This window comes from Streptococcus jiangnanensis (assembly GCF_040888325.1).
GTDB classification, from domain to species: Bacteria; Bacillota; Bacilli; order Lactobacillales; family Streptococcaceae; genus Streptococcus; species Streptococcus jiangnanensis.
The window spans coordinates 137,010-162,953 of record NZ_JBFNFF010000001.1 but is presented as its reverse complement, the minus strand read 5'-3'; the positions used below and the strand labels follow the sequence as shown (position 1 = coordinate 162,953).

Annotated in this window: 26 protein-coding genes and 3 pseudogenes; 7 read left to right on the top strand and 22 right to left on the bottom strand. The window is 41.0% G+C overall.

All coding sequences use genetic code 11. The annotated features are described in order from the left end of the window. Window positions 1-3: 3 nt before the first annotated feature. Window positions 4-249: a MarR family transcriptional regulator gene (locus AB2B49_RS00760; protein ID WP_076984270.1), complete on the top strand. Its 246-nt coding sequence runs from the start codon at window positions 4-6 to the stop codon at window positions 247-249. 196 nt (window positions 250-445) lie between these two features. Then, window positions 446-1,708, top strand: a pseudogene (locus AB2B49_RS00755) (NRAMP family divalent metal transporter). A gap of 81 nt (window positions 1,709-1,789) precedes the next feature. Here the strand turns inward: AB2B49_RS00755 and nrdI are convergent. The 5 genes from nrdI to AB2B49_RS00730 all read right to left on the bottom strand — a co-directional run bounded on the left by nrdI (window position 1,790) and on the right by AB2B49_RS00730 (window position 6,489). After that, window positions 1,790-2,260, bottom strand: a complete 471-nt coding sequence (gene nrdI / locus AB2B49_RS00750; RefSeq protein WP_320691832.1) for a class Ib ribonucleoside-diphosphate reductase assembly flavoprotein NrdI — start codon at window positions 2,258-2,260, stop codon at window positions 1,790-1,792. Between the two features lie 76 nt (window positions 2,261-2,336). Continuing rightward, a complete protein-coding gene (locus tag AB2B49_RS00745; RefSeq protein ID WP_320691831.1) occupies window positions 2,337-2,870 on the bottom strand; it encodes an ABC transporter permease in 534 nt (177 codons plus the stop codon). A gap of 58 nt (window positions 2,871-2,928) precedes the next feature. Continuing rightward, window positions 2,929-4,215, bottom strand: coding sequence for a response regulator transcription factor (locus AB2B49_RS00740; RefSeq protein ID WP_320691830.1), 1,287 nt, complete (start codon window positions 4,213-4,215; stop codon window positions 2,929-2,931). An 11-nt stretch (window positions 4,216-4,226) separates the two neighbouring features. Continuing rightward, window positions 4,227-5,897 carry a sensor histidine kinase gene (locus AB2B49_RS00735; protein ID WP_320691829.1) on the bottom strand — a complete coding sequence of 557 codons (1,671 nt, stop codon included), beginning with the start codon at window positions 5,895-5,897 and terminating at the stop codon, window positions 4,227-4,229. Next, complete coding sequence (locus AB2B49_RS00730; RefSeq protein ID WP_061428224.1) at window positions 5,875-6,489, bottom strand: YesL family protein; 615 nt, start codon at window positions 6,487-6,489, stop codon at window positions 5,875-5,877. Before AB2B49_RS00730 ends, AB2B49_RS00735 begins: the two co-directional genes overlap by 23 nt. Window positions 6,490-6,622: 133 nt before the next feature. Between AB2B49_RS00730 and AB2B49_RS00725 the strand changes: the two genes are divergently transcribed. Then, complete coding sequence (locus AB2B49_RS00725) at window positions 6,623-7,192, top strand: MptD family putative ECF transporter S component (protein WP_320691828.1); 570 nt, start codon at window positions 6,623-6,625, stop codon at window positions 7,190-7,192. Between the two features lie 174 nt (window positions 7,193-7,366). Here the strand turns inward: AB2B49_RS00725 and dltD are convergent, their stop codons facing one another. From dltD to AB2B49_RS00665, 12 genes and pseudogenes are all read right to left on the bottom strand, one after another. Beyond that, a complete protein-coding gene (gene dltD, locus AB2B49_RS00720; RefSeq protein WP_320691827.1) occupies window positions 7,367-8,539 on the bottom strand; it encodes a D-alanyl-lipoteichoic acid biosynthesis protein DltD in 1,173 nt (390 codons plus the stop codon). A 47-nt stretch (window positions 8,540-8,586) separates the two neighbouring features. Further along, window positions 8,587-9,741: a D-alanyl-lipoteichoic acid biosynthesis protein DltB gene (gene dltB, locus AB2B49_RS00715; protein WP_320691826.1), complete on the bottom strand. Its 1,155-nt coding sequence runs from the start codon at window positions 9,739-9,741 to the stop codon at window positions 8,587-8,589. Between the two features lie 158 nt (window positions 9,742-9,899). Next, window positions 9,900-10,592: a methionine ABC transporter permease gene (locus AB2B49_RS00710; protein ID WP_049550187.1), complete on the bottom strand. Its 693-nt coding sequence runs from the start codon at window positions 10,590-10,592 to the stop codon at window positions 9,900-9,902. A 1-nt stretch (window position 10,593) separates the two neighbouring features. Beyond that, entirely contained in the window at window positions 10,594-11,655 is a 1,062-nt protein-coding gene (locus AB2B49_RS00705) for a methionine ABC transporter ATP-binding protein (RefSeq protein ID WP_320691825.1), read from the bottom strand. Then, window positions 11,648-13,021: a M20 family metallopeptidase gene (locus tag AB2B49_RS00700; protein WP_049504641.1), complete on the bottom strand. Its 1,374-nt coding sequence runs from the start codon at window positions 13,019-13,021 to the stop codon at window positions 11,648-11,650. Before AB2B49_RS00700 ends, AB2B49_RS00705 begins: the two co-directional genes overlap by 8 nt. A 118-nt stretch (window positions 13,022-13,139) precedes the next feature. Continuing rightward, entirely contained in the window at window positions 13,140-13,994 is an 855-nt protein-coding gene (locus AB2B49_RS00695; RefSeq protein ID WP_000694533.1) for a MetQ/NlpA family ABC transporter substrate-binding protein, read from the bottom strand. Window positions 13,995-14,148: 154 nt separating this feature from the next. Then, window positions 14,149-14,991: an amino acid ABC transporter substrate-binding protein gene (locus tag AB2B49_RS00690; protein WP_000724967.1), complete on the bottom strand. Its 843-nt coding sequence runs from the start codon at window positions 14,989-14,991 to the stop codon at window positions 14,149-14,151. A gap of 102 nt (window positions 14,992-15,093) precedes the next feature. After that, complete coding sequence (locus tag AB2B49_RS00685) at window positions 15,094-15,417, bottom strand: AzlD domain-containing protein (protein ID WP_000253936.1); 324 nt, start codon at window positions 15,415-15,417, stop codon at window positions 15,094-15,096. Beyond that, a complete protein-coding gene (locus tag AB2B49_RS00680; RefSeq protein WP_000659754.1) occupies window positions 15,407-16,102 on the bottom strand; it encodes an AzlC family ABC transporter permease in 696 nt (231 codons plus the stop codon). Before AB2B49_RS00680 ends, AB2B49_RS00685 begins: the two co-directional genes overlap by 11 nt. A 136-nt stretch (window positions 16,103-16,238) precedes the next feature. Next, on the bottom strand, window positions 16,239-16,874 hold the full coding sequence (locus AB2B49_RS00675; protein ID WP_049504638.1) for a hypothetical protein: 636 nt from the start codon (window positions 16,872-16,874) through the stop codon (window positions 16,239-16,241). Between the two features lie 199 nt (window positions 16,875-17,073). Further along, window positions 17,074-17,301: pseudogene (locus AB2B49_RS00670) on the bottom strand (CPBP family intramembrane glutamic endopeptidase); the annotation flags it as partial. Window positions 17,302-17,347: 46 nt separating this feature from the next. Further along, window positions 17,348-17,473 (bottom strand): annotated as a pseudogene (locus AB2B49_RS00665) (MutR family transcriptional regulator); the annotation flags it as partial. Window positions 17,474-17,641: 168 nt separating this feature from the next. Here AB2B49_RS00665 and AB2B49_RS00660 point away from each other — a divergent pair. Beyond that, a complete protein-coding gene (locus AB2B49_RS00660) occupies window positions 17,642-17,902 on the top strand; it encodes a hypothetical protein (RefSeq protein ID WP_049504635.1) in 261 nt (86 codons plus the stop codon). Continuing rightward, window positions 17,880-20,183: a hypothetical protein gene (locus AB2B49_RS00655; RefSeq protein ID WP_320691824.1), complete on the top strand. Its 2,304-nt coding sequence runs from the start codon at window positions 17,880-17,882 to the stop codon at window positions 20,181-20,183. The genes AB2B49_RS00660 and AB2B49_RS00655 overlap by 23 nt, the downstream gene beginning before the upstream one ends. Before the next feature lie 134 nt (window positions 20,184-20,317). On the opposite strand, the gene tsaD is transcribed toward AB2B49_RS00655, so the two are convergent. The 5 genes from tsaD to AB2B49_RS00630 all read right to left on the bottom strand — a co-directional run bounded on the left by tsaD (window position 20,318) and on the right by AB2B49_RS00630 (window position 23,747). Continuing rightward, complete coding sequence (tsaD, locus tag AB2B49_RS00650) at window positions 20,318-21,328, bottom strand: tRNA (adenosine(37)-N6)-threonylcarbamoyltransferase complex transferase subunit TsaD (protein WP_049504632.1); 1,011 nt, start codon at window positions 21,326-21,328, stop codon at window positions 20,318-20,320. Next, window positions 21,318-21,755 (bottom strand): ribosomal protein S18-alanine N-acetyltransferase, encoded by a 438-nt coding sequence (rimI, locus tag AB2B49_RS00645; RefSeq protein ID WP_049504631.1) that lies wholly within the window; start codon window positions 21,753-21,755, stop codon window positions 21,318-21,320. Before rimI ends, tsaD begins: the two co-directional genes overlap by 11 nt. Next, window positions 21,752-22,435 (bottom strand): tRNA (adenosine(37)-N6)-threonylcarbamoyltransferase complex dimerization subunit type 1 TsaB, encoded by a 684-nt coding sequence (gene tsaB / locus AB2B49_RS00640; RefSeq protein WP_049504628.1) that lies wholly within the window; start codon window positions 22,433-22,435, stop codon window positions 21,752-21,754. The genes rimI and tsaB overlap by 4 nt, the downstream gene beginning before the upstream one ends. 334 nt (window positions 22,436-22,769) lie before the next feature. Further along, a complete protein-coding gene (locus AB2B49_RS00635) occupies window positions 22,770-22,985 on the bottom strand; it encodes a hypothetical protein (RefSeq protein ID WP_000492028.1) in 216 nt (71 codons plus the stop codon). 552 nt (window positions 22,986-23,537) lie between these two features. Continuing rightward, window positions 23,538-23,747 carry a hypothetical protein gene (locus AB2B49_RS00630; protein ID WP_000407020.1) on the bottom strand — a complete coding sequence of 70 codons (210 nt, stop codon included), beginning with the start codon at window positions 23,745-23,747 and terminating at the stop codon, window positions 23,538-23,540. Between the two features lie 237 nt (window positions 23,748-23,984). On the opposite strand from AB2B49_RS00630, the gene AB2B49_RS00625 reads away from it, so the two are divergent. Next, complete coding sequence (locus AB2B49_RS00625) at window positions 23,985-24,218, top strand: DNA-dependent RNA polymerase subunit epsilon (RefSeq protein WP_000639581.1); 234 nt, start codon at window positions 23,985-23,987, stop codon at window positions 24,216-24,218. A 1-nt stretch (window position 24,219) separates the two neighbouring features. After that, window positions 24,220-25,899 carry a ribonuclease J1 gene (rnjA, locus tag AB2B49_RS00620; protein ID WP_070569451.1) on the top strand — a complete coding sequence of 560 codons (1,680 nt, stop codon included), beginning with the start codon at window positions 24,220-24,222 and terminating at the stop codon, window positions 25,897-25,899. The last annotated feature ends 45 nt before the right edge of the window (window positions 25,900-25,944 follow it).

Genomic DNA, 25,944 nt, shown 5'->3' with positions numbered 1-25,944 from the left:
CTTATGAGCCAATATGCTTATATCCTCGTTGTACTTAGCTTGGTTTTCCTTTTTCTGCTCAATAAGTACGAGAAGGAAAGACTTCAAAGACTCTACCAAGAGCAACTCTTGAAGGACGAAACATTTAGGTCTGACATCAAAGAGAAAATTCACATGACTGAAAATATCAATGATGTCATTGCACATATCAATAAAACTTACCATCTGGGAATGTTGCTCTCAAAAGACGTCACAGATCAATTGAAATAATCAAAATCCGAGAAGCTTTCTTCTCGGATTTTTTAGGCTTACCATATTCTCCTTGGAGAAATTTCATTAATGCATGTAAAGTTTTCTGTAATTTTCTATATTTTTCAAAATATTCTTGCATTTCCTTTAAGTTTTTTGTAGAATAGTAGCTATCTATTCAGATTATTCTGAAAATTCAAAAATAGGAGTGTTTATTATGTCACAAGTTACGTTATCAAACCAGTCAACCTGGGCAAGCAAACTAAAGGCAATGGGGCCAGGAATCCTAATGGCTTCTGCTGCCGTTGGAGGTTCTCACATTGTATCCTCTACTCAAGCTGGTGGTTCTTATGGTTGGTCACTACTCCTCTTGGTTATCTTGGCCAATGTTTTTAAATATCCATTTTTCCGTTTTGGTGCCGAATATACTGCCGACACTGGTAAAACCTTGGTCGAAGGCTATGCCGAAAAAGGGAAACTCTATCTCTGAATTTTCTTTGTCCTCAATGTCTTCTCTGCTATGGTCAATACAGCTGGAGTCGCTATCCTTTGCTCAGCCATCATCGCTAGCGCCTTCCCAATGATTGGACTTAGCATCACTCAATGGTCCCTTATCCTTGTTGCAGTCATTTGGGCCATGCTACTCTTTGGTGGCTATAAACTATTGGATGGTATGGCAAAATGGATCATGTCTGCTTTGACCATTGCAACAGTTCTTGCAGTTATCATTGCAGCAATTAAGCATCCAGAATACAGCTCTGATTTTGTCGAAAAGACACCTTGGCAAATGGCGGCCCTCCCTTTTATCGTTTCCCTCTTAGGATGGATGCCTGCCCCTATTGAAATTTCAGCCATCAATTCACTCTGGTCTGCTGAAAAGAAAAAGACCGTCAACTTTAATACAGCGGACGCTCTTTTCGACTTTAACGTTGGTTACATTGGAACTGCTATTCTAGCTGTATTCTTCGTGGCACTTGGAGCACTTATTCAATATCCTACAGGACAGGCAGTTGAAGCCGCTTCAGCCAAGTACATTTCTCAATTTGTGGGTATGTATGCCTCTGTTCTTGGAGAATGGTCCCGTTATTTGATTACCTTTATCGCCTTTCTTTGTATCTTTGGAACAGTCATCACCGTTATCGATGGTTACTCTCGTGTCAATCAGGAATCGCTACGACTCTTGATTCGTCAAAAAGAGGATACTCGCAAATCTTTGAACATCTGGATGACCATTACCGCTATCATTGGTATCGTAATTATTAAATTCTTTGCTGGACAAGTTTCAACCATGCTTCGCTTTGCCATGATCGGTTCTTTCCTGACAACACCATTCTTCGCTCTTTTGAACTATGTATTGGTGACACGTGAGAATAAAAATCTTCCTTCCTGGCTAAAACTCCTCGCAATCGCAGGATTGATTTTCCTCTTTGGCTTTGCTATTTTCTTTATCTATGCACTTGCCATCGGAAAAGCAGGATAGTTTATAAAATGGCGCCCTTACAGGGTGCTTTTTGCATACACAAAAAGCAGTTGAAAATCCCAACTGCCCCTCAGTACTACTTTATTTTTCTGTTTCTAACTCATACAAATCCGCGATAATCGCTGCGACCTTTTTAATATCTCCCAGCATACCACGCATTTCAAAGTCTGCTAGGACCGGGAAGCCAAAGCGCTGGCTATACTGCTTGGCTGTCAGGCAGTATTGATTGTTAAAATTGCGATTACCAGATCCCACTACCCCAAAACACTTACTAGCATTGTCTCCATAAGCGATAAAGTCGCCCACTGGAGTCGTTAGAATCTCAACATCGCCGTTATCGACACCATTTCCACCTTCCAGATAGGTCGGCAAGAAAGCGACATAGGGATGCTCCATTTCAAAGAATTCTTTGCCTTCCTTGACCAAATCCTTGATATGGATTTTTTGGACCTCAATTTCTTCGTACTGAGACAGGAGATAGTCCTTGAGCCTGGTTACAAAACTCTCTGTATTCCCACTCAAACTGATATAAACTAGGGATATTTTTTTCATGTTGACCTCGATTTTTTGTTTACGATTTAAAAAGAACTACCAAGATTGTAACTTGATAGTTCTTTTTTGTCAATACTTAGGCAACTTCTTCTGCTTCGACTTCTTCGGCCAAATCTTTTTGTTGGCGCCACATCTTGTAAAAGACTAAGGCTAAAAAGAGAACATTGATAATGATGAACAAAATATTCGTTCCTTGTGCAAATGCTCCCATTCCTAGGCCGAGGGTAGAATCTTTGATTAATTGAACCGCATCTTGAACATTCATATAGCTATAAACCAAACCAACAATCGCTAGTAGAACATAGCCGATATAAGCATAGTTTGCGAATTGCACATTTTTACGTACTAGAAATACAAAGGCTACTACAACTAAAATTGCAGATAAAACAATCAACAACGTATTAAAAATAGAGTGCGATGACGCTGTTACTTGGTAAGTATAGTTGACTGTGTCTTCTAATTGCTGGGCAGTAAGCGTCCCGCTATTCGCCAGGCTCGCACGAAGCACCTCTTTACTTGGCAATGGACTCAAGATTCCAAATAATGACATAGATGAAATGAGGGCTGATAGGACTAACAAGACCCAAAGATAAATAGGATTCTTTTTCATGTTTTCCTCCATAAGATATTTTGAACATTATAGCATTTTTTGTACAGAAATACAACTTTTACAAGCTGGTTTCAACTTGTTTCCGATAAGCTTTCGGTGATTTTCCGCACAATTTACGGAAAACCTTATAGAAATATCCAACATTACTATAGCCAACTGCATAGCAAATATCTTCGATGCTATCACTGGTCGACAGTAAGAGTTGCTGCGCTGCCTTAATTCTCTGTTTATTGAGCAATTCCGCAAAGGTTGAGTTGGTTTCCCTCTTGATCAGCTGACCGAGATAGACAGGATTGATAAAGAGATCCTTGCTAATATCCTTAAGTGAGAGCTCTTTCTGATAATCACGCCCAATCACTTCCAGAACGCTCACCACATTTTCATTCATGCGGTACTGGCCGAAGAACTTGGTCAAGGTGTCTTTGATATAGGCAACCAATTCTTCAAAGGTATTAATATCATGAATAGCTTTTACAATCTCCGTCATATCATCTGCTTTTAGGTGTTCAAACAAATGAAAGACATCCATGACAAACTGGGTGAAGAGCTGCTTCGTGATGGCCACGCGCGGAGTATTCTCCAAAACAACCTTCTCTAGCAGGGTTAATTCTTCGATGATTTGATTGATATTCCCTTGGATAATCACCCGATAAATCGGCTCGTAATAAGCAAACAAACTCTCGGATTTTTCTAGATTAACTGAACCGTAGAAGAGGGCTTTTTCAGCGTTGATCTTCCAATTCTCAAAGGACTGCTGGTAGGGTGCTTCAAATGGTGTCACGATGATGCCATCGAGCTGTTGATCAGAGATGAAAATCTGCCAGTCTTGCCCCAAAACATAGTAGGGAATGGTAAAAGAACCCTGCTTTTCCTTGGATAGACCAATCCACCAGCTGTCTTTACCTGACAGGTAGTTCGTAAATCCTGTCTCATCCAATTCTTGACTGAGGGTCTGACTTTGCTCCACCTTTTCTTGAAGCTGTTGCGCAATTTTTTCTAATAAATTGCCCAACTCCACCTTGTCTACTGGCTTGACCAGATAATCCACGACACTAAGGTTCATGGCTTTTTTAACGTACTCAAACTCCTGATAACCAGATAGCAAGATATAATAGGTATCTGGAAGTAACTCTTTCATTTCCCTAATCATCTCAAGTCCGGTCTTATCTGGCATGTTGACATCGGAAATGACCACATCTACTAGATTTTTCTTAATATAGTCCAAAGCATCATCTGCGTGATTAGCTGTTGCGACGACTTGCATATCCCATTTTTCAAAGGGGATTAATCGCTTGAGCCCCTCTGTCACCATGTACTCATCGTCTACTAATAAAACTTTATACATTTCTAACCTTTCTATTCATCCTGGATAGTGATATGGTAACGAACACCTTCTTGCTCAGTTGACTCTACACTGATTTGGTAGCGATCCCCAAAGTAGAGAACAAAGCGTTCGTGTACATTTACTATTCCAATTGATTGTCGCTCCCCACTATAGCTTGCCTCGTGTTCAAAACTTCGCTGAGCTAATTTTTCTTGCAAGCTAGCTAGTTTCTCAGCAGGCATTCCTCGACCATTGTCTTCCACTAAAATTTCAACGAAGCCTTGGCCCTTCAAGGCTTTGATACTGATGACATTATCCGTTCTGCGATGGTCAACACCATGGGCAAAGTAGTTTTCTACTAATGGTTGGAGGGTAAATTTTGGAATCCTCATTTCTTCCAATTCTGGTGCAATCTTGAAACCATAGGCAATGGATTTAGGATAACGCACCATACAGAGATAGCTATATTTTCGGCAAAATTCCAACTCTTGCTTCAAGGTCGTTTCCCGCTCGTCGGAGATATTGTTGCGTAACAAGCTGCTAAATTCATAGATAATATCTGCCAGTTCATCCTGACTTTGCATGACGGCATACATCCGTAAAAACTCCAGAGTATTGTACATAAAGTGAGGATTGATTTGAGCCTGTAGGGCTCGCATATTGGCATCTTTTTGGCTGAGCTCTAGCTGATAGATATCGTGGATATTTTTTTCCAGGCGATCCAACATATCATTGGTTGTTTCTGCAATGAGAAGCAATTCTTGGTCTTTTTCAGAGGTATCGATTCGAAGGCCTTCTTCTCCTTGAGCAATCACCTCGATCGAATCTACTAGGTCTACGACCTGCTTTTGGTAATTTGAAAAAGTCTGTCTAAGGGTCACGTACAAAATGATGATAAAGAGAATACTTAGCCCAATAATGACAGCTGAACTCGTCAAAGTTCCTGTAAGAACAAAATTTTTAGGAACAGCAACTCGAACCTGATAACCGTGAGAGGTGACACCTACAAACCAGTTTTCTCGCTCGGCTGAGACCTTCTCCCCAATATGGAACATCTCAGTCTCAAAAGGCGAAGTTACTGTTACAGCCATTGGGATATGGCCCCTTGTATTGTCAATCGCTCCATGTAAAACATCTGGGGATAGAGAGATATAGATCACTCCTAAATCCTTGTCAGACACAGGATCGGAAACAGGAATGGCAAAACTATTGGCTGTCGGCTTAAAATCCTCCGCAGGAACTTTCTCCCCACTGCGTTTTTCTCTAGTCGAAACATAGACTTCCTTATAGTCCTGAAGAACAATGGCCACTCCAGTCACAAAATCATTCCGAACATAGAGATCATCAATATTTTCATACAGGGAAACCGAGATATAAGGCGAAGTTTTACGCTCTAATTGCCAATAGAAATAGTCTGGTGTGCTGAGACTGAAATACTTGTAAATCCCTTCGATGCGGGCCTGATTTTCAACCAAAGACTGAGCAAGTTGGGTTGACTCTCTGTGATAATATTCCACTTCACTCACTGTCCTAGTGGTCACACGTTCTGCAACCCGTTGGGCCTCTTTCTCACGCGAGTCCCAGTCAGCATACGAGAGCATAATCGCAAAACTGGCAATGACCACGATCATAACCAAACTATAAATCCGTAAAAGAGAGTGAAGCCAGAACTGCTTCATTCTATTTTGTTGCCAATTTTTCATGGATACTTTCATAAATAGGTTCCAACATATCACTGATAAAGAAATGCCACATTCCAATTCCTACAAAAAAGAGCAAGGCAGGCATATAATAACCAACTCCTACAAGGAGAGCGGACCCGAGTAAAACCTTGGCAATCGCAGGTAGGCTCATAAAAATCCCGATAAGGGATAGTTTCAAAGTGTTTTGGTAGGATAAATCAAAGTACACCTGAAGTTTCAAGGAAACAGTATAGGCTAGAAAGACAAGAGCAACTACAAGGACATTGAGAAAGGTCGCCAAGAGATGGAAAATCGTCTGGTGGGGCAATTGAACTAGAAGATACAAACCATAAACTAGGACAAGATCAACAAACACAAAACTATAGAAAGCCAGATTACTCTTGACAAAATTGCTCTTGTACAATTCCCAAGCTTCCTTCAAATGGTATGCTCGATAGGTATAACCATGCTCCGCATACAAACTCATAAGAGTTGCACTAGCTGGTGCCAAACCAAAGATTACTCCTCCTGCTAGTGTTAATAGCCAGAAATAAGCCGTCGCCATCATTCCCAAAAAGATACGATTAAAGACGAATTCTAGAAATTTTCCCATGCTACTCTCCTTAAACTAACGATGTAACTATTATATCATATTTCAAACGTTTTCAAAAATATAGAACTCCCATTTACAATCCTCAAAAAGCGTGATACAATTGATTTTGTTAGTTTATATCAAGGAGAAACTCATGAAGAAAAATATCTTAACCACCCTCTTAGCTGTCGTCCTTTATTTCCTCTGTCTAGGGATTGGAGTAGTACTTGGTCACTTGGTTGACTCAACGGGCAATATGTTCTATGCTCCGGCTTTTTCAGCCCTTGTTGGGGGTAGCGTCTACATGTTTCTTCTGGTAAAAGTTCCTCGTTTTGGTGCCATTACCACTCTCGGGCTCTTTATGGCTCTCTTTTTCCTAGCTAGCAAACACGGCGCTGGAGCCTTTCTACCAGCTATCGCCTGCGGTCTTGCAGCAGATGCCACCGCTCGCCTCGGCCACTATCAGGATAAGATTAAAAATCTTTTCTCCTTCCTCGTCTTTGCTTTTAGCACAAGCGGTCCTATCCTCCTCATGTGGATCAATCCAGCATCCTACGAGGCAGCTCTCCTCGCTCGTGGAAAATCTCAGGAATACATTGACCGTATCATGGTCGCTCCAGAGTTGGACAAAATCCTTCTCTTTGTTTCGAGCATCCTTCTAGGTGCCTTGATTGGGGCTGTTGTTGGGCAATTTCTAAGTCAAAAAATAGCTGATAAACTATAAGGTAAAAGCCCTGAAGACTAGCAATGCCTAGTTCCAGGGCCTTTTTGTATACAATCCTAAAATTCACTATAGATAAATTCTTGAATATTCGAAAAATCGGTCACAAAACAGTAAATCACGATGCTCAAGATGACCGTATAGAAAAATAGTGTCCACAAGATTAAACGATGTGTGTTAGTTAGCTTGGTTTGCAAATTTGTAAAGTTCTTTTTCAACTTCCATCCATCCTTTCACTCCAACGTGCATCACGTCAAATAAAAAGTAATCATCATACTCTCTGTCTCCATAGTTTAATACGGTTGCACCATGACTCTTTGCGACATCTTCTATTTTTTTATAAGTTTTTTCTCGCATCTCTCTTGAGACACCAGTGTAGTCTTTCCATTTCCCGTTTACTGGGAAAATAATAACCTCAACTTCAATTCCCAATTCTTTGGCAACTGTCAAGAAGAGTTCCATATCTGAATACTCTGGTGACTCTAGGTAGCTCAAATCTTTATTAGAATCTTTCAGCGATGCATAGCGATCTTTTAAGTAAGTATTGTAGTAGTTATTATCAACAGCATAGTCATTATTGTCTGTTTTCTTTTTGACCTCTTCCACAAACTGATCCGTCATCTTTTCCCAATCATAGTCTGGGGTTTTGTCTCCTAGTGAGGGATAATCTGATTTGGCATGTTTTTGATAAAAAGTCTGTTTGAGCTTAAAGGAATACATCGCGTTCTCAAACTCTAATAGTTTTTTATCAACAATGGTTCCTTTTCCATCTATGAAATAACTTTTGTATTTTTTGTAGATGTCATTTTGTTGCTTGTTACCCTTGGTAATCTCGATAATGCGATTGATTAGTTTTTCTTTCGTTTCTTTACTAATCTTGTCATTATCTAGCATGTGGAAAATATGTTCCTGAGAAGCCTTATTCAAAAAAGCATCTTGATGGGTCCCATCTTTTTCAAACCACTGAACCGACTCTACTATAGCCACTTTTCGCTTACTCATAGATCCTTCAATAGAGCCCAAGGTCGTAGCCTGAATGATGTTTTGAGAATAACTGGTCCCAATCTGCATGATATTAAAATCGTTGTAGTTAAAAATTTTATTTGGATGATAGTCTTCATTTATCGTCGCAACCAACTCTGAGGAACCCATTAGAACCAGTGTATTGGGGGTGATATTGCTTGTTAGAATATCTCTACTTTTATACTTTTCATATGAGGTGCTGTAACGAATACTGTTATCCTTGACTTTATAATAATCATCAATCTTCTTGACATACGTCACATTTAAAAGGGCAAGCGTCGCAATTACGAGCACAAGCGATAGTAAAAATGCTTTTAATTTAATCATCTCGTTTTATCCTATCCCTTCGATCTGTCCGATTTCTTCTCAATCTCTTATCTCTTTAAAGTCGTCAGTAAGATTTTATAGGGTTCACCTGAAAAGATAAAGAAACCAACCATAACCAAATTCATGGTCACAAACCAACTTAGTAGCTTATACCATTTTTTGTTTTTATTTTTCTTATAAAAATTGCTTTTCTTTTGATACACTTCAAATCCAGCCATCAAGACACCATGGTAAAAACCATAGACAATGTAGCTAACACTAAGACCATGCCAAAAACCCATGACCAACATATTGACCATATAGGCATAGGTTGCATTGTGTAGTCTATTTTTAAACCATTTTTTCCTGATAACCTGCATCAATACTCTTGAAAATACAAAATCTCTCAACCAGGTCGACAAGGTGATATGCCATCTGGTCCAGAAATCTTTGATATCAACACTCAAGAAAGGTTTGTTAAAGTTCATCGGTGTCTGAATACCTAGAATGTTACTACTTCCAACGGCCATTAGACTGTAGCCGGCAAAGTCAAAGAACAGATACAAGGTATAGAGGTACATATACTTGATTGAATAAACGACTATGTCCGTATTATTTAGAGCGAGTAACATCTGGTAAACATAGGTTGATAAAACAATCTTGTAAAGGAGTCCTAGAACGATACGATACACACCGTCCCCTGCTAACTCTAGATACTCTTTTCGTGGCATGACCTCGTTTATCTCTTTTAAAAATCTCCTACTCCGATCAATTGGACCAGCACTAACTGTTGGGAAAAAGAGCAAAAACTGTAGATAATCTTTTGCACTGATTTTTTCTTTGATTAAGCCATCCGATATCTCTAGCATGATCTGAATGGTCTTAAAGGACATGTAAGAAATTCCAATAAAGGCCAACAAATGCAGAGAAGTCAGGGCAAAGACTTTATTGATTACCAAAGGAAGAATGGAAAGGAAAAGCAGTGGTTTCAGCCACTTTGCCTCTATCCGCTGTGCTAGAAAAACCAGAAAATACTGGTAAACAATAAAGGCGAGCAAATAGACAATCATCGCTCGACTCTTACCATAGATAGCTCCTGCAAATAAGAGGGAGAGCGCCAAAATATAGTAGTCCTTACGTTTTTCAAAAAAGTTTACCACAAAACCAATCAGTAAAACTATAAATAAGAGAAGGAAAAACTCATTCCCCTCGAAATAATTCATACCAGACAAACTCCTTTACATTATCATCTCTTCTACAGCAAACTTTCTGATTTGCTAATTGGGGACCTTTGTTTATTATAGCATATTTCTAAAAAGAAGCTTTATCCTTCTTGCATTTCGGTGAGAAAACAAAAAGGAGTCCCGTTGAACTCCTTCCATTATTTATGACTTAATTTCTTGGTCAAGAAATCTCCCAAGAACTGGATTGTAAAGATAATCAAGATGATAATAATGGTCGCCAAGATGGTCACATCGTGATTGTAACGGTTAAATCCATAAGCAATGGCCACGTTACCGATACCACCAGCACCAACTGCTCCCGCCATAGCGGTTTCACCAACAAGGGAAATCAAGGTCACAGTCGTCACACGAATCAAATCTGGAAGACCTTCGGATAGGTATACCCCAACGATATCCCAGAAAGTCGCTCCACTAGCCTGCGCTGCTTCAATCACACCACCATCCAACTCAGCCAAGACCACCTGCACCTGACGGGCAAAGAAGGCAAAGACCGCAAATGAAAGTGGCACAAGGGCTGCATTTGGACCGATACTAGTCTTGACGATCAAGTGAGAGAGGGGCGACATGATTGCCAAGAGGATGATAAATGGTACCGCACGGAAAATAGAGGTGATCTTGTCTAAAATCCAGAAGATAACCTTATTTTCCAAGACACCGCCTGGCGCTGTCAAGACGAGGAAAAGACCTGCCACCAACCCCAAGAACCCTCCGATGATGAAGGAAAGAACTGTCATATAAAGAGTTAGGTAGATGGCTGTTCCCCAGCCTGCCTGACCTGACCAGCCCATCTTGTAGACATTTGGTAAGTAAGTTTGAATCAACTCTGTCATTTTACTGTCCTCCCTTCAATACTTTTAGTTGGACGCCAGCCTGACGGATGGCATCTTGAGCATCTGCTAGTGCTGCTTTTTCACCTGACAAGACCACCACCAATTCTCCAACAGGAGTGCCATCGAGAATTTCGATATTTCCATAGAGGATATTGGCCGTTACTTGGTAATGTTTGTACAATTCATTCAAAAGTGGTTCGTCTGTCGAAGCCCCTGCATACTTGAGCTGCACTAAGATACTATTCTCAGATAAATGTTCTACGATTTCTTGCTTCTCAATCTTAACCATGGCTTCGTCAATACCTGTTGCAGTAGAGATGAAGTCTTGGGTCAAAGGTTGTTTAGGGTCTGAGAAGATTTCAAGGACACTACCCTCTTCAATCAAACGGCCATCCTGCATGACCGCCACACGGTTAGCAATATCTTTGACAATCTGCATTTCATGCGTAATCAAGACAACAGTCAAGCCTAATTTTTGGTTCAAATCTTGCAACAAGGCCAAAATCTGCTTGGTTGTCTTAGGGTCAAGGGCAGAAGTTGACTCATCTGAAATCAAGATTTTTGGATCATTGGCCAAGGCACGCGCAATAGCCACACGCTGTTTTTGCCCTCCTGATAGTTGTGAAGGGTAGTTTTCAGCACGATCCGCCAAGCCAACCAAGTCCAACAACTTGGCTACTTTAGCTTTCTTTTCTTCCTTGCTGAGTCCAGAATGTTTAAGGGCAAAGGCCACATTCTCCTCGGCCGTTTTCTGGCTCATAAGATTAAAGTGTTGGAAAATCATCCCGATATCTTGACGTTTCCGACGTAACTGCTCCGCCGTCAAAGTGACCTTACCGTCAAAAATCACATCGTCATCAATGGTGATTTTCCCTGCAGATGGTTTTTGCAAGAGGTTAATCACCCGTACAAGGGTTGATTTCCCTGCTCCAGAATATCCAACGATTCCGTAGATATCCCCTTCTTGGATGTGAATGGTCACATCCTTGACCGCTGTGATGGTTCTCTTCTTTTGGTGAAAAGTCACATCAATCTGATCTAACTTGATAATATCTCTACTCATAGCTTCTAATCAGCTCCTCTACTAATTCAATATGGGTGTAGTAATCGGCGATTCGCACGTTTTCATCTCCACCATGGTCTCGGCTATTGGCATTTCCTAGACCGAAGGCCACCATTGGTACCTCTAGGGCATCAAAGACCGTATGCATAGGCCCTGTCCCCGCTGTGGTCGGCAAGACTGAAACGCCCTGTGGATAGAATTTCTTGGCCAACTCGATCACATTGAGAATGGCTGGTGCGCTCATATCGCTTCGATAGCTCATCTCTCCCAAGGTATAGTATAATTCTACCTTATCAAAGCCATTTTTGTCTAGCTGTTTCCGAATTTTTTCCAGAACATCATGCGGTTCTAGGCCAGGAACCAAACGAACTTCTAACTTGGCACTGGCTTCTGCTGGCAAAATCGTTTTAACCCCTTGCCCTTGATAACCTGACTGAATCCCTTCGATATTAAGGGCTGGCTCGAAAAAGAAACGTTTTAGAAAGGCTACACGATCCTCTTGTAAGAGAGGCAATTCCAAACCATAAATGCGACTGATTTCCTCAGGATTGCGTTGGGCGTAGGCATCTACCAAGGCTAGTTCTCGTTCATTTGGCTCTTGAACATCCTCATACAAGCCTTCTACCAAGATACGTCCATCAGCAGCTCGCAGGCTACTTAAGGCCTGGATAAGGTACCACGACGCCGACTCCACAACACCACCATAACTCGAGTGGATATCCACATCAGCACTTTTTACCTTGGCATCAAAGGTCACAATTCCCTTGTTTCCACCAGAAATTTCTAACTGCTCCAAGGCATTTTTGGTCCCTTGTTCCCAAACTAACAAATCTGCCCCACGGAGTTTGTCTGCGTGTTTCTCTAAATACTTATCTAGATCCATGGAAGCAGACTCCTCTGCCCCTTCCATGATAAAGCTGATATTGACAGGCAGATCATCATGGTGCTGCATGTACTTTCTCAGAGCACTCAAACGAGCCGTGATGTGGCCCTTGTCATCGTCAACCCCACGTCCATACATAAAGCCATTTCGCACAGAAAGGGTAAAAGGAGCCTCTGTCCACACCTGGTCGCCATCCGCTGGCACGGTGTCATAGTGATTATAGAAGATCAAGGTCTTGGCATCCGGACGCGAACTCTTGAAATGCGCCATGACAAAGGGAGCCGTATAAGTCTCATCAATCTCCACTTCAGCCCCCACACGCTTGAAAATCTCACCCAGATAGTTTGCGACTTCCTTGAGTCCAACCTGCTGGGCAAAGACTGATTTCTTGGAAATCAAGGTGCGCAAGACTTCAAAATAATGTTGGGCCACATGATCCTTTTCAAATTTTTCAATCTGCTCTTGTTCGCTAGGAAAAACCATTTTCTCTCTCTTTCTACTACGTACTTGTGTCCTCAGAACAACCACAAGCGCCTCTTTAAAATCAACTCTCTATACAAAAGCAAGAGGTGGAAACTCTCTCCCACCTCCCTGTGTCTTATTACCAAACTGGTTGGTCCAAACCGTCTGATGTTTCTTCGATAACTTTTTTCACTTCATCAGTGTGGTAAGCTGCGATAATTTTCTTGATGGCATCAGCCTTAGGTGATGATTCCCAATCTTTTTTCGCAACAATGATGTTGTACCATTGTTTTGAGTTTTCATCAGCTTGTTCTTTGAAGAGTGCTTTCTTGTAGTCCAATTTTGCTTCTGTAACGAAGGTATTGTTTACAACGGCAGCATCAACTGATGACAATGAACGAGCTGTTTGGCTAGCGTCCAATTCAGTAATCTTCAAGTTCTTTGGATTTTCTGTGATGTTAGCAACTGTTGCAAGTGCAGTTCCAGAAACATCCAATTTGATCAAACCAGCTGATTGAAGCAAGTAAAGCGCACGGCTTTCGTTTGTTGCATCGTTTGGTACGGCGATTTCACCGTTATCTGGGATTTCTTCCACTTTAGTGTACTTGTTTTCTTCCCCATTTTTACCTGAGTAAAGGCGGATTGGTGAGATATATGTATCTGCAATCGCTACAAGGTCTTTCCCGTTTTCTTTGTTCCAGTTGTTCAAGAAGTTGTAGTGTTGGAAGGCGTTCAAGTCTACCTCGCCATCAGCAGTTGCCTTGTTTGGTTGTGAATAGTCTGTGAACTCTGTGAATTCCAATTTAATTCCATCTTTTTCAACCAATTCTTGGATTTTATCCCAACGTGCTTCTTCAGAACCGCTACGGTTAACTGTTGCAATTTTGACAACTGTTTCGTTGTCTGCTTTCTTTTCTGAATTTCCGCAAGCTGCAAGAGTCAAACCTGCGACTGTAGCAAGAGCTGCTACACCGAGCCATTTTTTAATTTTCATGATTCTATCTCCTTTAAAAATAATACCGTAATAGTATCTCATACTTTATTTGATTTAGCAAATTGTTATTAGATAGGCAGACATATAGTTTGAAACTATATACCTAAAAATTGAGAAATCATCCGCCTTTCTCAGACTGGATGATTTCATACGACTATTTGATATCAGCTTCTGCTGGGAGGTAAGTGTCCCCGAAGAACTGTTTAGACAATTTTTCAAGAGTTCCGTCTTTGTAGAGTTCTTGGATACGTTTGTCTACAAATGATTTCAACTCATCTTGACCTTTAGCAAGAAGTGGGTAAACGTAAGGTTGTTGGTCGCTTGGAAGTTCAATGACTTTCAAGTTGTCCAAACCTTGGTTCTTGATAACTGTTTCAACACCGATTTTATCAAAAATCTTGTAGTCAAACTGACCATCGCTCAAACGAGACATGATTTGTTGGAAGTCCGCTTTAGTGTAGTTAAGAACAGTTGGATTATCTGCGTGTTGTTTGTTATAATCTTCTAGCTGTTTAGCTGATGTTGTACCTTGAACAACCTCAGTAGACTTGCCTCCGATATCATCAAGTGATTTGATGCTGTCGTCGTCTTTCTTCACTACAAGAACGTTAGGGTTTTTAGCAGTTGGAGCTGCATAAAGGTACTTTTCAGCACGTTCTTTGGTATAGCTGATATTGTTCACAGCCATTTGATAACGGTCGCTATCAAGACCTGCAAAGACACCTGACCACTCTGTCTTTTCAAACTTGACATCGTATTTGTCAGAGTCTTTAAAGATAGCACGGACTACTTCAATCTCATAACCAGTCAACTCGCCATTTTCTTCGTAGTTAAATGGTTTTGGTGAAGCATTGGTTGCAACGATAATTTCTTTCTTACCAGATGCTGCTTCGCTAGTTGCAGTGTCTTTCTTATCTCCACCTGAGCAAGCTGCTAGTACACCTGCGGCAACAAGTCCTAGAGCAGCAAGAGATGAATATTTGACGATTTTTTTCATGTCATTTCCTCCAAAATAGAATACTTTACTATCTTAACAGAAAATATTTTTTTTCGCCATTATATGATATCTATCTCGGTGATAGGTTTTTTTTATGGCTGACTAAAAGACCAGACGCAAGACTGCAATCAAGACTACCCCAAAAAGAACTGTCCCCACTAGATTGCGGTAGCGAAAGGCTACCCAAGCCGTTGGAAAGACTGCTAAAAAGTCCAGCCATTTGATCTGAGGAAGGCTCCCAACCTTGCCAGTCACTACGCTTGAAAGGATCAAGGCAAAAATAATGGAAACAGGCAAGAACTTCAAAAACCGCTCAACGATAGCAGGCAAGCCCTTATACTTGACCAAGATGAAGGGAATCATACGGGGAATCCAAGTCACTAGGCCTGAAAAGATAACGGCTAACAAAAGATATTTACTGACCATCTAAGACCACCCCCATAGTACAACCTAGCAAGGTCGCAAACAGGACAGCTAGCGACTGAGACACCACTGTCAAGAGCAAAAAGAAGGACACCGCAACAACGGCTAGGATCCGCAGCAGATTCCGTACAGGAACCCGTCTTTGCATAATCTGAAATTGTGAAGTAAAAATCCCGATAAACATCCCAACAAGGGCAAAGTCCAAGCCAAAGACCTCAGGATTTGGAAGAAGCCCACCTAAAGCCGTCCCCGCCACTGTCCCAATAAACCAGGCTACATAACTATTGAGATTGTTCCCGTGCATCCACATGGGATGAACCTTGTCTGTATGGGCTAATTCTCCCATCAAAACCCCATAGGTCTCATCTGTCAGGAGACTGGACATGCCGATATTTTGCCAGAGACTAGTATGACGGAAATAGGTCGATGCATGCAAGCTCAGCAAAAAGAGTCGCAAGTTGATCAAAAAAACTGTCATAGCAATGGCTGCCACAGGCGCTTGTACTGCAATCAGTGCCAACATGGCAAACTGGGCGCTCCCAGCATAAACAAAGAGGCTCATCAAGCCCATCTCAACAGGTGTCACATAGGGCGCGCCAATAATCCCACAAGCCAGGCCAATGCTGACATAGCCAAGAGCAGTCGGCATGGCCGCCTGTACACCTTCCCAAAATCCTTTTTCTTTCATCCTTCTCCTCATATTCTCTCCAATTGAGGCTGTTCATCATCACAGCCACAGCACGGACTATTATAACATATTCAAAGAAGAGAAAAAAGTTTCGGATTCGAAACCTATTGCCAGAAAAAGTGCTGAAGAGGAAGCATCATGGATACATGAGAAATTGATCCACTCGGATAGTATACTTATCGGTTTCTGTGCCTGTAGCATATTTATCGGTTTCTGTGCCTGTAGCATATTTATTTTCTGTTGGATAGACATCGATCCAGAGTTCCCACTGTTGTCCTTTTAACTTGACCTTGTAGCGATAACCGTCATCATAGAGGCCTACTGTCTCAGTTGTCATGGACTGGTAATCTGGGAGTTCTTCCAGTTCTTTTTTTACAGTCTGGGATAAGTTATCGAGCAATGCTTGCTGCTCAGCTTTTGAGGTAACGAGAAAATAAGCCGCTACTGTTTCCAAGTGATGCGACTTTGAAAATGTGAATCTTACTCGACCTGTATGGCCCTTCAAAGAAATATTTTCGTAATCATAGAAAAGGCGGCCTGTTTTATAGAAATAAGGGTCTTCTGCACGCCAAGTATCGCGATAGGCCATTTCCTCTTCTTCCTCCACCTCGCTAGCCTTTCCCAATACTTCTTCAACAGATTTAGGAGACATACCGAACGAAAGGGATTCAAACAAGACCAGTTGTGCCTTTTTGATATTCTGGCAAGCTGATAAAAGCATGAGTAAAGCTCCAAGAGAAAGCAAACTACTGACTATTTTTTTAAACTTCATATTTCTACTATACAAGAAAAGACTCAGACTGACAAACTTTGAATTTTCCGATTACATTTTGAGATTTGTTCTCTAAATTTTGAGGAAACAAAGGATTGATCAAAAACTAGTAACAGACAGTCGAAATAAAAAAGACTGAAAAATGAACTGCACCCCAAAAGTTAGACAGAAAAAATCTAACTTTTGGGGTGCAGTTCAAACCTCTAAATTTTCGACTGTTAATTTTCTGCCATTTCCCTGACCAAATCATAACAATAAAAGCAAGCAGAACTACAAGAAAATGCAACATCATATCTGACAAATAATAAGCAAAGTCAGATAGACCAGTAGCAAGGTCGCTATGTAAAAGCAAACGAATGAAGAACTGATCAGCAATGACAAGTAAAATGGCTATAATAAGGTAGTAGCGTGAGACTATCTTTTTCATTCTATTTTCTCCTATACTATGAAATAAAGAAAGTATAACACGAAAACTGCTCTAACTCAAACTTGGATAGCTGAGATGCTGTCAGTCCATCACAAGCTACATCTGACTGCTTGAGTTTTCTAGCCAATCGCAATTCCTTGTAAAATTCTCCCAATGCCATCTTTTCAATCATGACCAAACTCCTGTCCAAAACCCTCTTTACTATTCCATTCGTAAATACTTTTCTTTTTTAATATATTATAAAATATTGGAACTATATACCAGTTTACACTAGACACAAGATATAGTGCTTACGAGAATATCAAAAAGGCAACTTACAAACGGAAATCGTCTTTTAATAATGTCTAAATTCTTCGCAGGATTTCAAAATTTTGATATAATAGAAGTAACAAAAATAAAGGAAATTAAGTATTATGAACGCAATCACAGCTCACAGCTCACAGCTCACAGCTCACAGCTCACAGCTCACGCTGATTATGTAATCGGACGTGTTTTTTGTCAAGCATTAAAACAGGCATTTTCACATTTTTGTGAGAAGGCTTTTTATGTTGAGTTTTCTGAGTTATCTTTAGAGAGAAATGGAGAGCTACAATATGCCTAACCATTTCTCAAACGAAGTTGATGGACAACTAAAGTTTTATCAAGATTATCTACCTCTTGTTGATAATACTTTGAAAACAGATGATATTTTAACAGACTATACAGATGGTATTGTAAATGGAAATCTGATTGAATTTAAAGTTGTTATCAATGATATTAACTCTGTTCTATTCCAAGCCATCAAATATCTATCTGCTCGGAGAATCAAAGGGAAAGAAATCCCTAAAAACATTCTGCTTGTATCGCTAACGAATGAAAAAATCTACGTTTTTGATAGTCAGGAATATTTAACACATATCGAAAAAGTATATTTTGGTGGTGCAAGTGTTAAAACAGCTGGTTTTTCTTCTGATGCTCCTCTTGAGGTTTTAGAATACGGTCAAAGCCAACTAGATGAAAGTCGTCTCATTACTTTACTACGTTCAAAGCAATACACAAAAATTAACATTGACGAAAACTGTATTGTTGGTTGGGCGGAACGTTTTTATAGTGAAAACAAAGGAGCTAAAAAGTCTGATTTTATCGGTGACCAAACTGGTAAAGTTAAAATTATTGGTGAAATTCGGAAACCTGAGAAACTAAAAGAATTTATCAATCCCTATATCGGTGAAACTAATGCACAATTTCACTATTTGATGGATAAACTCAATGATACTTTACAAAAGAAAAACTTAGGAGCTTTCTACACTCCTGAATCTTATGTTGAAAAGTCATTGGAGCTAGTCCGACAAGCTATTAAGCGTGTTCCAGAAGGAAATGATTATATTATTTTGGATAGATGTGCTGGGACTGGAAACCTCGAGAAATTGATGAGCGACGAGGAACTAAGTCACTGCGTCCTTTCTACTATTGAATACTATGAATATAAAGTTCTTGTTGAGTTGCTAGGTGACAAGGTTCGCCACATTATCCCACCAACTGAGAAAGAAGATACGTTTAATATGGGACTAGTCCGAGGAGCTGACGCTCTTAGCAAGGAATACATTAACAATGAAATTATTGAACGCTATATCAACGACCCAAAAGTGACAATTATCATGTACGAGAATCCCCCTTATGCAGAGACTACTTCTATTGAACACCAAAAAGCTGGGACTAGTAAGAAATCATCTGCTTGGAAAAAGAGCTTTTTAGTGACGGAGATGAAAAAAGAGGTTAAAGGACAGGCGACAAACGAACTCGGAAATATCTTTATCTGGTCTGCTTTCAAATATTATTTACGCCAACCAACAGATTCTTATATTGTCTATAGTCCTGTAAAGTATTGGAAAGCTCAGCATCTCATCAATCAAAAATTTTTAGGTGGTTTTGCTTTTAATCGCAAACACTTTCACACTAATATTCATGCGATGATTATGTGTGCTCTTTGGAGTAAAGAAGAAGTTGCACTAGAGTCACTAAAATTAGAAGCCTATGATATTGATAAGGATGGAAATTTACTTCCTGAAAATAATATCATTATTAAAAGGATACATAGCACGTATAGCCAAAAGTACTTTGATAAAAGAAAGTTCATAAATGATGAAAATAATGGACTTTATCTAGGATTAAATGGTAAAGAGTATGAAGGTAAAACTAAGAGTGTTATTCCTTTATTTAATTCAAACATTCTGGGCTATATGGCAGTATATAGTTCTGGATTTGATAACCCAGATTTACACGCTACCTTAATAATGGCAGGTAGATATGATGGACATGGCTTTTTCCTTCGCTCTGACAACTTCCTAGAGAAACTCCCAATGTTTGCCGCCAGTCGCTACATTACTTATAATCGTCACTGGACACAGCGTGCTAATATTATGAAATCTGCCGATGGCGCTGAACGTTTTAATAAAGCTGTATCAAGTAACAAGATTGAACAAGACTTATTGAAAATTCTGCTCTTCACAACACTTGAAACGCAAAATCACATGAGAAGTTTATATGGTTCTGATGGACGATTCTACCGAAATGAGTTGTCATTGGATAACACTAATGGAGATACACTAGCAACAGTTAACTTAGCAAAATTGAAACAAGGTTCTAAAGAAACTGATTTATTTGAACAATGGGAAAAAGTCCTAACAGAAGCTAAGAAAACGAAAAATTATAATTCTAAATTAACGTATTCAGTTTATCAGATTATTGATGAGCTTAACACATCTGAAAAAGATGAAAATGATAAAACAATCTATAACTATCCCGAATTAAACGGACACTTGAATACATTGAAAACAATGGTAAAAGAGTATTATAATTCTGAAATTGTGCCATTCCTATTTGAGTATGAATTTTTGAAATAAGCATGAAAAAGACGATTTCCTCTTGGAAGTCGCCTTTTTGATATTCTTGTAAGCACTATATATTGTGTCTAGTGTAAACTGATATATAGTTACCTAAAATATTTTAGCAAAAAAGCCAGCTTCAAGCTGACTCTTTATTCCATGGTATCAAAGGCAAGGCTTGGTTTGGCATTGAGGTCCAAACCTGCGAAGTTTTCTTTGTTCCACTCGCTGACACTGGCATAGGCAATCATACCTGCATTGTCTCCACAGAGACGCAGGGGTGGAATGATGACTTTGACATCTGTGATTTCGTCTGCCAAGCGTTCTCTGAGGCCTTTATTGGCTGCCACGCCACCTGCGACAACAAGGGTTTTAACAGGGTATTTATCTAGGGCTTTCTTGGTTTTTGCCATGAGAATGTCCATAACTGCTGCTTGGAAGGAAGCACACAAATCCTCTGTAGACAAGCTTTCTCCCTTTTGCTCGGCATTGTGGTGAAGATTGATAAAGGCAGACTTCAAACCTGAGAATGAAAACTCCAGATTATCTTCCTTGATCATGGCACGAGGGAAGTCATACACATCCTGTCCTTGATGGGCCAACTCGTCAATCTCACGACCTGCTGGATAAGTCAAGCTCATGACACGACCGATCTTGTCATAAGCCTCCCCAACTGCATCGTCTCGTGTCTCCCCAACAATCTTGTAATCCCCAGCCTCTGACACATAGACCAACTCGGTGTGTCCTCCGCTGACCAAGAGTGCCAACAAAGGAAACTCCAAAGGCTCCACACTCTGAGCTGCCATGAGGTGCCCAGCCATGTGATTAACAGGGATAAGCGGAAGGCCGTGAGCCCAAGCAAAGGCCTTGGCAGCTGACAAACCAACTAGTAGAGCTCCAACTAATCCTGGTCCATAGGTGACCGCCACAGCTGTCACGTCCTCTTCGGTAATTCCTGCTTCTGCCAGTGCTTCCTCGATACAGGGTGTAATAACCTCGACATGGTGACGGCTAGCCACTTCTGGCACTACGCCCCCAAAACGTTTGTGGCTCTCGATTTGACTAGCAATGACATTGGACAAGAGCTGGTCGTCATTTTTTAAGACAGCAACACTGGTCTCATCACAGGATGTTTCAAATGCTAAAATATATCTATCCTTCATCTACTTCTCTCTTCATGATAATGGCGTCCTCAACTGGGTCATGGTAATAGGCCTTTCTCTCAGCGATGACTGCCATCTTTTCTTTCTTGTAAAATGCTTGCGCTCGGTGATTAGATTTTCTGACTTCGAGGAAAATCTCCTTGTCCGTCGGCAACGTTGCAAACAAGGCTGACGCAATTCCCTGACCCTGATAGGCGTTCTTTACAGCGATTTGCAGGACTTCTGCTTCAAAGAGATTCTCCTGAACAGCTAGAAAGCCAATCACTTCTGCCACATCATAAGCCAGAGCATACCAAGTCTGATCTTGGGACAGGTCTGCTTGGATTTGTTTCAGCGTCCACGGGCTGACTGGGTAAACAGCTGCCATGACAGCATAGATGGGTTGAGCTAGTTCAGGCTGTTTTTGGATTCGTTTGATCTCTATCATAGGCGTTTAATGTAGGACTCGCCAGACTCGGTGTGGTTCTTGAGCCAGTTTTCCTCAGCTTCGACACGTTTGAGGTAATTTGGCACAAAGTCGTGCAAGGAGGCTGCTTCCTTATCCCAGGCCCAAAGAGCTAGATTAGCTGCATTTGGCAAGGTTTCTTGGTAGCTAGCTTGTGGCAGATGCTCTTGGATTTGTTCCACAAAGGCTCCAACTTCTCCAACAAAGGTTACCTGTTCAGCATCCTTGACCTGCTCTAGCACTTCCGCAAAAGACAAGTGTGCTTCTGGAAAAACAGCCTTGGCATTTTCATAAAATCCTGCATAGACATTGTTACGGCGTGCATCCATGATAGGAACCACCAAGCCTTCTTGCTGACTTGGCACCAGAGCCAAGAGGCTGGACATGCCAACCAACTCGATGTTCAAAGTATGAGCCAAGGTTTTGGCTGTCGCTACCGCAATTCTCAGACCTGTGTAGCTGCCCGGTCCCTCTGCCACCACGATGCGATCCAAATCCTTGGGTGTCAGGTCCAGACTCGACATCAAAAAATCAATGGCAGGCATAAGGGTGATACTGTGATTTTTCTTGATATTGATCATAGTCTCAGCAAGAACCTGCTTGTCCTCTAAAATGGCTAGAGAAAGAGCCTTGCTGGACGTATCAAAAGCTAATACTTTCATAACATATTCCTATCTTTTTGTCTGTTTACTATTATACTACAAAAGCTAGCGCATGGGAATTTTCTTTGTTTTGAAACAAAAGAGGCCTGCCACTTAGACAAGCAATTCTACACAAAAAATTTAAAAAAGTTATATCTTTTTTGAATAGAAAAGTGAACAAGGAAATTGAAAGGTTCTTTGTAAAAAATTTGGATCATGCATTTATGTTTCAACTCGATTTTCGATGTGAGAAATCATCGTCATAACAATAAAGATAGCACCTAAAAATAGAAAAAGTCCATCCCATCTATCAAGACGAGGTGGATTTTCTGTATATTTAGATGAATAATTGACTTTAGGCATTTAAACCAAAGTAGAAAACGAACCAGACAACATAGGTGACCAGGAGAAGAAAAATTGAATAGAGCGTCACAAAAGCAAGCTTCCAAAGGAACTTTGTTTTGCGGTGTTCCAGATGCACAAACAGGGCATTCCCCCCATAGACACAAGCTACAAAGACTACAAACATCAAGAGGCGAACTCCTACTGCAAATTCAAACAAACTAAACATTCTTAATCCTCCTTCTGGTATTCCTTTTTTATTTAAACTGTTGACAATGTTGGTCTATCAATGTTAAAATGTAATTCAACATTGGTAGGAAAATCAGGTTGAGTCGTTGACTCTTCGGGTTGCAGTGCTATCCCTGAAACTTTGGTTTCTAAAGAACTGAAATTGCGATTGAACAATTCGCCCCCAGTGTTAGATGGCTCTTGACTTCGGTCAGGAGCTTTTTGATGCTTTTAAAGTTGATTCCCTCAGTAAGTTATAGTAAAATATAAATATTGAGAGGATAACGTAGGGCGACTGGTAACAGAGCGTTCAAAGGTACCAACTTCTGGTACGGGTGTGGGACTGCCCTCAGCTTTGAACTGTAAAGACCCCTGACTACCATTGGTCCTCTCTTTTTGCTTACTCTTAAATTAAGTGCTTGTCTTTACCTTTTAGTAAGCGCTCCACTCCATGCTATGTCTACATCGTTATACTTATAGATTGACTTCTTAGCCTCATAGATGATAGAATTAAGTAAAGGCTGAGATCGAGTTTGATTTGGTGACAAGTCATTCAAAGGTTGCGATGCATTCGCTTCAGGTAGAGGTGCTGCCATCTGGACTGCTCCAGGAAAATCCCCGAGTTTTGTCTCAGCCTTTTTATTTGCTCTTGAGATTTCTCAAGAGCTTTTTCTTTTTTCAAAGATATCATTCTGCCCCAACCATCTACACCAACGATTAATGAAACTAGAACTGTATTCTTCCTCAAACCTACTATCTCCATAGATTCCCCCTTTAATTATAACACCTAAGCGCTCTCCGACCAAATCCTACCTGTCTTTTTGCTTCCTCTTTCCCTCCCGACTTTCTCCATTTCCGTCTTTTACTAATTTTTCATTTTGTGGTATAATTGAAATAATTGTAACGAATCAAGGTCAATCTAGACACAAAATGGAATGAAATTAAGCAAATCTCTGCTAAAAGTTTGGAATAAGCTGACCTGTAAATAGAAAGGAACTATATGATTTACAAAGTTTTTTATCAAGAAACAAAAGAACGTAGCCCACGTCGTGAAACAACACGCTCACTTTACCTAGACATCGATGCCAACTCAGAACTTGAGGGCCGTATCGCTGCTCGCCAACTTGTCGAAGAAAACCGCCCAGAGTACAACATCGAATTTATCGAACTCTTGTCTGACAAATTGCTAGATTACGAAAAAGAAACTGGCGCTTTCGAGATTACGGAGTTCTAATATGGCCTACACTCTTAAACCTGAAGAAGTCGGCGTTTTTGCCATCGGTGGTCTGGGAGAAATCGGGAAAAACACTTACGGAATTGAATACCAAGACGAAATTATCATCGTCGATGCTGGGATTAAATTCCCGGAAGATGACTTGCTGGGTATCGACTATGTCATTCCTGATTACTCTTACATCGTGGACAATATCGACCGCGTCAAGGCTGTTTTGATTACCCACGGACACGAGGACCACATTGGTGGGATTCCCTTCCTGCTCAAGCAAGCAAATGTCCCTATCTACGCTGGACCGCTTGCCTTAGCTTTGATCCGTGGGAAACTTGAAGAACACGGTCTCTTGCGCAACGCCAAACTTTACGAAATCAACCACAACACTGAGTTGACCTTTAAAAATCTCAAGGCAACTTTCTTTAGAACCACTCACTCTATTCCAGAACCTTTGGGGATTGTCATTCATACTCCTCAAGGGAAAATCGTTTGTACGGGTGACTTCAAGTTCGACTTCACCCCAGTTGGAGAACCTGCAGACTTGCACCGTATGGCTGCCCTTGGGGAAGAAGGCGTGCTCTGTCTTCTCTCTGACTCGACAAATGCGGAAGTACCAACCTTTACCAACTCTGAAAAAGTCGTTGGTCAGTCCATCATGAAGATTATCCAAGGCATCGAAGGACGCATCATCTTTGCATCCTTTGCCTCAAATATCTTCCGTCTCCAGCAAGCAACGGATGCTGCTGTTAAGACGGGACGCAAGATTGCTGTCTTTGGACGTTCGATGGAAAAGGCCATTGTCAACGGAATCGAGCTTGGCTACATCAAAGCTCCTAAGGGAACCTTTATCGAGCCAAATGAAATCAAAGACTATCCTGCAGGCGAGGTTCTGATCCTCTGTACAGGTAGTCAAGGGGAGCCGATGGCAGCCCTCTCTCGTATCGCTAACGGAACCCACCGTCAGGTGCAACTCCAACCCGGCGATACCGTTATCTTTTCTTCTAGCCCAATCCCTGGAAATACTACTAGCGTCAACAAACTGATTAACATCATTTCTGAAGCTGGCGTCGAAGTTATCCACGGTAAAATCAACAACATTCACACCTCTGGACATGGTGGTCAGCAAGAGCAAAAACTCATGCTTCGCTTGATTAAGCCCAAATACTTCATGCCTGTCCATGGTGAATACCGCATGCAGAAAGTCCATGCTGGACTAGCGGTGGATACTGGTGTCGAGAAGGACAATATCTTTATCATGAGCAATGGTGATGTGCTTGCCCTTACTGCTAACTCTGCTCGTATCGCCGGTCATTTCAACGCCCAAGACATCTATGTCGATGGAAATCGTATCGGCGAAATCGGTGCAGCCGTCCTCAAAGACCGTCGTGATCTATCTGAAGATGGTGTCGTTCTAGCAGTCGCAACTGTTGACTTCAAATCACAGATGATTCTGTCTGGCCCAGATATCCTCAGCCGAGGCTTTGTCTACATGAGAGAATCTGGCGACTTGATTCGCCAAAGCCAGCGCATCCTCTTCAATGCCATTCGTATCGCACTGAAGAACAAAGATGCTAGCGTGCAATCTGTCAATGGTGCTATCGTCAACGCTATTCGCCCCTTCCTTTATGAAAATACGGAACGTGAACCGATCATTATCCCTATGATCCTCACACCAGATGAAGAATAATACTCTTCGAAAATCAAATTCAAACCACGTCAGCTTCGCCTTGTC

What these genes read in the sequence shown, in the direction of transcription:
- AB2B49_RS00625 (WP_000639581.1), top strand. Translation starts at nt 23,985, where the DNA reads ATGATTTACAAAGTTTTTTATCAAGAAACAAAAGAACGTAGCCCACGT.
- AB2B49_RS00630 (WP_000407020.1), bottom strand. Translation starts at nt 23,747, where the DNA reads ATGGAGATAGTAGGTTTGAGGAAGAATACAGTTCTAGTTTCATTAATC.
- rnjA (WP_070569451.1), top strand. Translation starts at nt 24,220, where the DNA reads ATGGCCTACACTCTTAAACCTGAAGAAGTCGGCGTTTTTGCCATCGGT.
- AB2B49_RS00690 (WP_000724967.1), bottom strand. Translation starts at nt 14,991, where the DNA reads ATGAAAAAAATCGTCAAATATTCATCTCTTGCTGCTCTAGGACTTGTT.
- AB2B49_RS00710 (WP_049550187.1), bottom strand. Translation starts at nt 10,592, where the DNA reads ATGACAGAGTTGATTCAAACTTACTTACCAAATGTCTACAAGATGGGC.
- nrdI (WP_320691832.1), bottom strand. Translation starts at nt 2,260, where the DNA reads ATGAAAAAAATATCCCTAGTTTATATCAGTTTGAGTGGGAATACAGAG.
- dltD (WP_320691827.1), bottom strand. Translation starts at nt 8,539, where the DNA reads ATGATTAAATTAAAAGCATTTTTACTATCGCTTGTGCTCGTAATTGCG.
- AB2B49_RS00705 (WP_320691825.1), bottom strand. Translation starts at nt 11,655, where the DNA reads ATGAGTAGAGATATTATCAAGTTAGATCAGATTGATGTGACTTTTCAC.
- tsaB (WP_049504628.1), bottom strand. Translation starts at nt 22,435, where the DNA reads ATGAAAGTATTAGCTTTTGATACGTCCAGCAAGGCTCTTTCTCTAGCC.
- AB2B49_RS00660 (WP_049504635.1), top strand. Translation starts at nt 17,642, where the DNA reads ATGTCTAAATTCTTCGCAGGATTTCAAAATTTTGATATAATAGAAGTA.
- AB2B49_RS00735 (WP_320691829.1), bottom strand. Translation starts at nt 5,897, where the DNA reads ATGAAAAATTGGCAACAAAATAGAATGAAGCAGTTCTGGCTTCACTCT.
- rimI (WP_049504631.1), bottom strand. Translation starts at nt 21,755, where the DNA reads ATGATAGAGATCAAACGAATCCAAAAACAGCCTGAACTAGCTCAACCC.
- AB2B49_RS00730 (WP_061428224.1), bottom strand. Translation starts at nt 6,489, where the DNA reads ATGGGAAAATTTCTAGAATTCGTCTTTAATCGTATCTTTTTGGGAATG.
- AB2B49_RS00635 (WP_000492028.1), bottom strand. Translation starts at nt 22,985, where the DNA reads ATGTTTAGTTTGTTTGAATTTGCAGTAGGAGTTCGCCTCTTGATGTTT.
- AB2B49_RS00675 (WP_049504638.1), bottom strand. Translation starts at nt 16,874, where the DNA reads ATGAAGTTTAAAAAAATAGTCAGTAGTTTGCTTTCTCTTGGAGCTTTA.
- AB2B49_RS00745 (WP_320691831.1), bottom strand. Translation starts at nt 2,870, where the DNA reads ATGAAAAAGAATCCTATTTATCTTTGGGTCTTGTTAGTCCTATCAGCC.
- AB2B49_RS00685 (WP_000253936.1), bottom strand. Translation starts at nt 15,417, where the DNA reads ATGGTCAGTAAATATCTTTTGTTAGCCGTTATCTTTTCAGGCCTAGTG.
- AB2B49_RS00760 (WP_076984270.1), top strand. Translation starts at nt 4, where the DNA reads ATGAGCCAATATGCTTATATCCTCGTTGTACTTAGCTTGGTTTTCCTT.
- dltB (WP_320691826.1), bottom strand. Translation starts at nt 9,741, where the DNA reads ATGAATTATTTCGAGGGGAATGAGTTTTTCCTTCTCTTATTTATAGTT.
- AB2B49_RS00740 (WP_320691830.1), bottom strand. Translation starts at nt 4,215, where the DNA reads ATGTATAAAGTTTTATTAGTAGACGATGAGTACATGGTGACAGAGGGG.
- tsaD (WP_049504632.1), bottom strand. Translation starts at nt 21,328, where the DNA reads ATGAAGGATAGATATATTTTAGCATTTGAAACATCCTGTGATGAGACC.
- AB2B49_RS00680 (WP_000659754.1), bottom strand. Translation starts at nt 16,102, where the DNA reads ATGAAAGAAAAAGGATTTTGGGAAGGTGTACAGGCGGCCATGCCGACT.
- AB2B49_RS00725 (WP_320691828.1), top strand. Translation starts at nt 6,623, where the DNA reads ATGAAGAAAAATATCTTAACCACCCTCTTAGCTGTCGTCCTTTATTTC.
- AB2B49_RS00695 (WP_000694533.1), bottom strand. Translation starts at nt 13,994, where the DNA reads ATGAAAATTAAAAAATGGCTCGGTGTAGCAGCTCTTGCTACAGTCGCA.
- AB2B49_RS00655 (WP_320691824.1), top strand. Translation starts at nt 17,880, where the DNA reads ATGGAGAGCTACAATATGCCTAACCATTTCTCAAACGAAGTTGATGGA.
- AB2B49_RS00700 (WP_049504641.1), bottom strand. Translation starts at nt 13,021, where the DNA reads ATGGTTTTTCCTAGCGAACAAGAGCAGATTGAAAAATTTGAAAAGGAT.